Source organism: Roseateles sp. P5_E11, assembly GCF_054049355.1.
On record NZ_JBFUMO010000280.1, the window covers coordinates 1 to 7391 of the forward strand.

7 protein-coding genes and 1 pseudogene are annotated in these 7391 nt (G+C 70.5%); 5 read left to right on the top strand and 3 right to left on the bottom strand.

All coding sequences use genetic code 11. The features are described from left to right. Positions 1–222, top strand: a pseudogene (locus ACXJKR_RS19125) (CopG family transcriptional regulator); the annotation flags it as partial. A gap of 29 nt (positions 223–251) precedes the next feature. Then, positions 252–1295, top strand: a complete 1044-nt coding sequence (locus ACXJKR_RS19130) for an extracellular catalytic domain type 1 short-chain-length polyhydroxyalkanoate depolymerase (protein ID WP_057296570.1) — start codon at positions 252–254, stop codon at positions 1293–1295. Positions 1296–1304: 9 nt separating this feature from the next. Here the strand turns inward: ACXJKR_RS19130 and ACXJKR_RS19135 are convergent, their stop codons facing one another. Both ACXJKR_RS19135 and ACXJKR_RS19140 read right to left on the bottom strand, forming a co-directional pair. Continuing rightward, complete coding sequence (locus ACXJKR_RS19135) at positions 1305–2531, bottom strand: MFS transporter (protein WP_457324160.1); 1227 nt, start codon at positions 2529–2531, stop codon at positions 1305–1307. 14 nt (positions 2532–2545) lie between these two features. After that, on the bottom strand, positions 2546–2923 hold the full coding sequence (locus ACXJKR_RS19140; RefSeq protein ID WP_457324161.1) for a YciI family protein: 378 nt from the start codon (positions 2921–2923) through the stop codon (positions 2546–2548). 177 nt (positions 2924–3100) lie between these two features. Here ACXJKR_RS19140 and ACXJKR_RS19145 point away from each other — a divergent pair, with 177 nt between their 5' ends. The 3 genes from ACXJKR_RS19145 (at position 3101) to ACXJKR_RS19155 (ending at position 5430) form a co-directional block, all read left to right on the top strand. After that, complete coding sequence (locus ACXJKR_RS19145; RefSeq protein ID WP_457324162.1) at positions 3101–4117, top strand: LacI family DNA-binding transcriptional regulator; 1017 nt, start codon at positions 3101–3103, stop codon at positions 4115–4117. Between the two features lie 104 nt (positions 4118–4221). After that, the gene (locus ACXJKR_RS19150) at positions 4222–4539 is read left to right on the top strand and encodes a hypothetical protein (RefSeq protein WP_056204809.1); all 318 of its coding nucleotides are present in this window, start codon (positions 4222–4224) and stop codon (positions 4537–4539) included. A gap of 75 nt (positions 4540–4614) precedes the next feature. Continuing rightward, positions 4615–5430: a CPBP family intramembrane glutamic endopeptidase gene (locus tag ACXJKR_RS19155; protein ID WP_457324163.1), complete on the top strand. Its 816-nt coding sequence runs from the start codon at positions 4615–4617 to the stop codon at positions 5428–5430. Here ACXJKR_RS19155 and ACXJKR_RS19160 read toward each other — a convergent pair. Continuing rightward, positions 5418–7391 (bottom strand): sialate O-acetylesterase (locus tag ACXJKR_RS19160; RefSeq protein WP_457324164.1); only part of this gene is annotated, 1974 nt, incomplete at its 5' end. The two genes, ACXJKR_RS19155 and ACXJKR_RS19160, sit on opposite strands and share 13 nt — an antisense overlap.

Genomic DNA, 7391 nt, shown 5'->3' on the forward strand with positions numbered 1-7391 from the left:
CGCAAGAGCATCGTGCTGGGCATCCAGCAGTTCAGTGCCGCAGACCTGGCGGAGGTCCAGGCGGCGGGGCAGAAGCTGCAGATCCGCGTGCTGGGCCTCGCCGTCATCGCGCCCGATGTCACGCCGGAACTGGCGCTCGCCACCATCGAGTCGCTGACCGTGCTTGGCGCCCTCCACGCCAGTCCCGCCGTCAAAACGGCCCTGGTCGGGCGGCTGCTTTAAGCCGGGCCGCTCGACTCTTGAAAGTCCCCATGCATCCGCAATTCGGTCAATTGATGAAGAACGCCACCGCGCTCACGCGTGCCGGCGACCTGCAGGCCGCGATGGCGGCCATCACCGAGGCGCTGGAACGCAGCGCAGCGCCGGTTCGCCCCTCCCCACCGCTGGATGACGCCGTCATTGACGTCGAAGCGCGTGTCATTGAAGAAGGGATGCCGGCGGCCGCTCCTGAAGTCAGCGCGAACTCGCAGTTCGTCAGCGGCCACTACACCCATCGCGCTGGCGTACGCGACTACCGCCTGTTCATCCCGCCGGCCCAGGCTGACAAGCCGCGCGCGTTGGTCCTCATGCTGCATGGCTGTACGCAGAATCCCGACGACTTCGCCAAGGGCACGCGCATGAACGCGCTCGGTGCCGAATACAACGCGCTGGTGCTTTACCCGGCACAGGCGCGCCAGGCCAATGCGCAGGGCTGCTGGAACTGGTTCAAGCACAACCACCAGGGCCGCAACCGCGGCGAACCCGCCTTGTTGACCGCGATGGTTCAGCACATCGCTGCCAGCCACGGCGTCGACGCCAAACACATCTTTGTGGCCGGCCTGTCCGCCGGCGGCGCGATGGCGGCGATCCTGGCCGACACGCACCCAGACGTCTTCGCCGCGGCAGGCGTGCACTCCGGGCTCGCTGCCGGTGCGGCGCGCGACTTGCCGGGCGCACTGGCCGCGATGCAGGGCCGGAGCAGCCCCACGCCGTCGGACAAGGCCAAATCCGGCGTGCGCATGATCGTCTTCCACGGCGATGCCGATGCCACGGTCCATCCGAGCAATGCCGACCAGGTGGCGGCCACCCACGGCTGCACCGCCGTCAGCGTGGATGAACAGCAAGGTCTCCAGCGCGGCGGGCGTTTTTGCAGGCGGCGGCTGCACAAGGACGCGCAAGGCCAGGTCGTGACCGAGCAATGGCTGGTGCGGGGTGCCGGCCACGCCTGGTCGGGCGGCGATCCGTCGGGCTCCTACGCGGACGCTCGTGGGCCTGATGCCAGCGCGGAAATGATGCGTTTCTTCTTCGAGCGCTGAACGCAGCGCTCAGGCCGCCGCCGCAGCAAACGGCCGCCGTGGCAGGCGCATGAACATCAGCGCCGACAGGAAGGCGCCCATGCCCAGTGCGAATGCGCCGATGAAGAGCCAGGCGTAGCTCGAGAACGAGTCGTAGATCAGCCCGCCCAGCACCGGCCCCAGCGCCATGCCGATGCTGCTGGCCATGGTGGTGCCGCCGATCACCGTGCCCATCATGCGCAGCGGGAAGTTCTCGCGTGCGATGACGGCGAACAGCGGCATCACGCCGGCGTAGGTGAAGCCGAACAGGGCGGCTACCGTGTAGAAGCTCTTCAGCTCGCGCGCATACAGATAGCCCAGCACCACCACCGCCTGAGCCAGCAGGGCCAGCACCAGCGTGCGCGCGGCACCGAAGCGGTCGCCCAGCAGCCCGAACACGAGACGGCCGCCCATGCCGGCCAGCCCCTCCAGGCTGTAGATCGACACGGCGGCCATCAGCGGGATGCCGCAGGTGACGGCATAGCTCACCGTGTGGAAGATCGGGCCCGAGTGCGTGGCGCAAGTCAGGAAGCTGGTGAGCACCAGGATCAGGAAGGGTGCCGAGCGCACCGCTTGGCCGACGGACATGCCGGGTTCCTGCGCCTGGCCCGGTGTAGTGGCGGCCGCCGTCAGCGCCGGTGGCCGGCGCACGAGCATCGCTGCCGGCAGCATGATGACGGCCACCAGCGCCGCGACGATCTGCAGCGTGCTGCGCCAGTCGTGGCCCTGCACCAGCCAGGCCACCAGCGGCGACATGGTCAGCGGCGCCATGCCCATACCCGCCGAGACCAACGACACAGCCAAGCTGCGCCGCGTGTCGAACCAGCCGGTGACGCAAGCCATCAGCGGCGCAAAGATCGCCGCGGCGCTGACACCGACGATGGCGCCGAAGCAGAGCTGGAAAGCCACGAGCGAGGTGGCGAGGCTGGCCAGCACGAGGCCGGCGGTGAGGAACAGGGCACCCGTCACCACCACGAGGCGCGGGCCGACGCGATCGGACAGGGCACCCCAGAACATGCTGCCGACCGCGAGTGCGACGAAGGCGACCGTCATGGCGGTGGAGATGCCCGTGGTGGACCATCCGGTGTCCAGCGCGATGGGCCGCAGTAGCACGGGCAGGGAAAACAGCGCGCCGATCGCCACGCAGCCGAGCAGGCCGCCCGCGGCGACGATGATCCAGCGGTAGTGCTCGCGCAGGGACGTTGACCAGGAGGGCATGGCCGGTCCTTTCTTCAGGAAACTGAATGGGTGCAGCCCTCTCCGGGGCCGTCGATCTGGCGCAGTTCGCACACGAGGTCCCAGCCGGTGCCGTGCAGGCGCAGGAAACGCTGGGTCAGCTCGAATGCCTCGGCACGGGAGGGCGCCTCGAAGATGGCGTAGCCGGCGATGACCTCCTTGGTCTCGGTGAAGGGGCCGTCCACCACCGAGAGCTGGCCGTCGCGGTGCAGGCGCACGCGCACGCCTTCCGAGGAGGGCCGCAGCCCGGCGGTGCTGACCAGCTGCCCCGAGCGGGTCAGCTCGTCGATCAGCTGGCCCATGTCGGCCATCAACTGCTCGGTGGGGCCTTGGCCGGTAGTTTCGTCGGCGCGGATCATCGAAAGGAATCGCATGGTCGGGTCTCCAGAGGCAGGGTGCGGCAGAAGAATTCCGCCGTCTCACCCCACGACGAACGACGGCCCGTGAAATCGACAAGCGATCTGGCCCGACCTCTGCGCTTGCTCAATTGCAGATGTTGATGCACGATTGCACACCAGTTGACAACGCTGTCATTTCTGTCTGATGGTTCGATGAAAAGTCACTCCCCCTCTTCCCATGCCGCCACCTTGCGCATGGTGGCCGACGCCTCCGGCGTGTCGACGACGACGGCCTCGCGCGTGATCAACAACGCGCCGCATGTGCGCCCCGAGAAGCGCGACGCCGTGCTCGCGGCCATCGCGCGGCTGGGCTTCGTGCCCAACACGATCGCGCGGGCGCTGGCCGATGGGCGCTCCCGCACCATCGGCATCGTCGTGCAGCACTTCGAGAGCCCCTGCTATGCCTGGACGCTGCGCGGCGTCGAGGAGGCGTTGTCCAAGGCTGGCTATGGCCTCGTCGTCGCCAGCGGGCATTGGGACCGGCGCGAGGAGGAGCGCTGCGTGCAGTCGCTGAAGGCGCGCCGCGTGGACGGCATCATCGTGCTGACCGGCACGCTGGACGACCGCTTCCTGACCGAGCTGGCCCTGGAGCTGCCGGTCGTGGCCACGGGCCGGGAACTGCGGGCACCGGGCCTGCACAGCCTGCACTCCAACGATTTCGAGGGCGCCCGCGCCGCCACGCGGCATCTGCTGCAGCGCGGCCACCGGCGCATCGCCCACATCACCGGCGACCCGACCCACCCGGATGCGCTGGAGCGCGAGCAGGGCTACCGGGCGGCGCTGGAGGAAGCCGGCATTGCGCTGGACCGGGCGCTAGTGCAGCGGGGCAACTACCAGGAAGCCAGCGGCGAGCGCGCCGCGGAAGACCTGCTGCGCCRCGGCATCGAGTTCTCGGCCCTCTTCGCCGCCAACGACCAGATGGCCACCGGCGCCGCCCAGGCGCTGTACCGGCACGGCCTGCGCATTCCCGAGGACGTCTCTGTCGTCGGCTTCGACGACGTGCTGGCCGCGGCCCATGCCTGCCCGCCGCGCACGACAGTCAACCTGTCGCCGGCCGAACTGGGCCGCCGCGCCGCCGCGGCCATGCTGGACCTGCTGGCGCATCGCCGGCCCAGGGCCGTCGCGCCCGAACCCGAGTTGGTGGTGAGGTTGTCGACGCGCTTTGTCTGAAGCCATGGCGCCTGCATGGCCAGCGGATGTAATTGGCACAGCGTCCTACAACACTGCGAACCTCAGCGTCGCATGGTGGGATCTTTCCACTCCCGGAGACCGCCATGCCCCGAGGTGACAAATCGTCGTACACCGACAAGCAGAAACGCCAGGCCGAGCACATCGAAAGCGGCTATGAACACCGCGGCGTGCCCAAGGAAGAAGCCGAGGCCCGCGCCTGGGCAACGGTGAACAAGGAGACCGGCGGCGGCAAGAAGTCGGGCTCCGGTCGCGGCCAGCCCGAGAACCACGAGCCCTCGCGCAAGGGTGGCCGCCTGGGTGGCAAGGCCGCGGCCAGCCGCACGGCGGCCGAGCGATCGGCGTCGGCCAAGAAGGGCGCCGAGACCCGCAAGCGCAACGCCGCGGCACGCACGCATCATTGAGGCCGTCATCGACGGCGGTGCCTGGCAGGCGGTCAAATGGACCGCTGGGTATCGCACGCTCCTCGACAGGCTTCAATGACCACCTTCCCGTTCCCGCCTGGAAGTCCTGCGCCGCTGGCGCCTTCAACATCGATTCGCCGGGCGCTGCTGTTCCTGTTGATCTGCGCGCCGATTTGGGCGGTGCCGAGCCTCATCGCCGTCGGGCATCCGATCGTGCTGGTCGGGGCCGCCATTGCGCTGAGCCATCTCTTCCTGCGGTACGAGGGGCGTTCTCTCGCGGTACTTGGCCTCGATGCGTCGTGGCGCCGGCTGGGGCAGCTAGGCGCCGGGTTTGCGGGCGGGGCGCTGCTCATCGTGATGATCGCGCTCGTGACGCGGCTCGTGCTGCCCATCCCCTGGGCATGGAACCCGCACTTCAGCGCGGGCATGGCGGCGTGGTCGCTGCTCTGGCTGCTGTCCGGCAACGCCGTCGAGGAGCTCGTGTTCCGCGGCTACAGCTTCGAGCGGCTCATCGCCGGATGGGGCCATTGGCAGGCGCAGCTCTTCACCGCGCTGCTGTTCGCGGTGTTCCATGTCGTCAACGGCTGGCCCTGGCAGGTGGCGCTGCTGGGCACCACGGTGGGCTCGCTGTTGTTCGGGCTGGTGTTCGTGCGCTGGTGCAGCGTTCCCGCGGCGGCGGGCGTGCACGCCGCGGTGAACTGGACGCGGGACCTGCTGCTGACAGATCCGCCGACCGTGAAGACGCTGCTGGCACCGCTCTCGCCACGGCCATGGACGGCGGGCGAGCAGCTGAGCACGATGCTGCTGATGGACGGTGCCTTCCTGCTCGTGTGCATCGCGCTTGCGATCTCGATCAGGCGCCGACGGCTCTCCGCTGCTCAGTCGGGGTAGCGCCGGCCTTGCGTCTCCAGCGCCCAGCTGTCGCTGCGCCAAGGCGCCATCGGCAGCCCGTCGCCGCCGATCAGATTGGCCTCGCTGGGGTTGTCGACCCAGGCGTAGCGCGCCGCCACCGGTGCGGCCACGGCCGGGCTGCTCAACACGATGACGTCGGTGCCCTCCAGCCGCGCCTGGGCCGGTTGCCAGCGCTGGTCGGCGCCCGCCAGCAGGAAGCCGCGCAAGGCTTCGCCGGCCCGGGCCGTGCGCAGGCCGCCGGCGGTCTGCGCAAAACGCAGCCGCAGCTCGTTGCCGTGCACCTCGGTGCCGGCCAGGCGTGGCCCCGTGGCGGGTGACGGGCGCAAGCCCAGCTCATGCATGGCCAGGGCGGCCAGGCGTTGGCCGACGCTGCGCTTGTTGCGGGGATGGATGTCGGCCGCGTCGCCGATGTCGATGGCGACCGCCATGCCGGTGTGCGGCAGGGCCAAAGCGGCGGCCTGGGCCTCGCGCAGTTCCGCCCAGCCGCCATGGCCGGGCCGGTTGTCTGCCAGCGGCAGGAAGGCGGCCAGCTGCACGTAGAGGAAGGGCAGCTCGGGGGCCTGGAACTGGGCGCGCCAGTCCTGGATCAACCGCTTGAAGCCGTCGGCGTAGGCGGCTGCGCGGCCGGTGTTGCTCTCGCCCTGGTACCAGAGCACGCCGCGCACGCTCAGGCCCTGCAGCGGTGCGATCAGGCCGTTGTGGGCCAGCGTGGGTGCGTCGTTGGCCGTGGGCCCGGTGTTGGCGCTGGCCTGCTCGACACGCGCCCGCCAGGCGCCGGCCAGCGGCAGGCTGCCGGCCGCCGTGTCCAGCCGCAAGGCCGCCGCGTCGCCGTGGAAGCCTCCGCCGCCGCCGGTGTCGGTGATGCGCACGGCGATCCAGTTGGCGCCGGCCCGCAACAGGCCCGGCGCCAGCTCGTAGCGGCGCGGCTGGTCGTAGCCGCACTGGCCGCCAACGCGCTGGCCGTTGACCCAGACCTCGTCGCAGTCGTCGACCTTGGCGAGGTGCAGCTGCGCGGCGCCGGCCGCCTGCGTGGCGCTGAGCTCGATGCGCCGGCGCATCCAGACGATGCCGTCCAGGTCGGGCAGGCCTTGCGATTCCCAGACCTGCGGCGCCTGCAGCGTCGGCCAGGCGGTGTCGATGTCGGCGGCGGCCGACCATCCGCTGGCATCCACGCCCTGCCAGGGCAGGCCCGGCTGCCAGGCCGCGACCGCGGCCTCGATGCGCTCACGGCGCGCGCGGGCGAAGGCTTTCTCGTCGGCCGGCAGGGCCTTGACTGCCGGCGCCAGGTCCGGGTCGCGCAGGGCCGCTTCGCGGCGCACCCAGGTCTCGAGATGGGAGCCGCCCCAGGCGGTGTTGATGAGACCGATGGGCACGCCCTGCACCGCCTGCATCTGGCGCGCAAAGTGGTAGCCGACGGCGCTGAACTCGCCCACGGCGCCGGGCTGGGCCACCTGCCAGGCGGCGGGCGCGATGTCGGCTTGCGGCTGCAGGCTGGCGCGCAACGGCACGCGCAACTGGCGCAGCTGCGGGTTCTGCGGCGACGCGACCTCCTGCGGCCCGGTGTCGGTGGTCGCCAGCGGCCACTCCATGTTGGACTGGCCGGACAGCAGCCAGACATCGCCGATCAGCACGTCGCGCAGCTCCACCGTCTGGTCGCCCTGCACGCGCAGGCGGTGCGGGCCGCCGGCGGGCAGGGGAGGCAGCTGCACACGCCAACGGCCGTCGGCGGCGACTTGCGTGCGGGCCTGGTGCCCGGCCAACTCGACGGTCAGCGTCTGGCCGGGCGTGGCCTGGCCCCACAGGCGCAGCGGGCGCTCGCGCTGCAGCACCATGTRCTCGCCGAACACGGGGGCCAGGCGCACCTCGGCCTGAGCGGTGGCGGCCAGTACGGCCAGCAGGGCAGGCAGCAGGACAGTCTTCTTCATCGGGGTGTCTCGTTC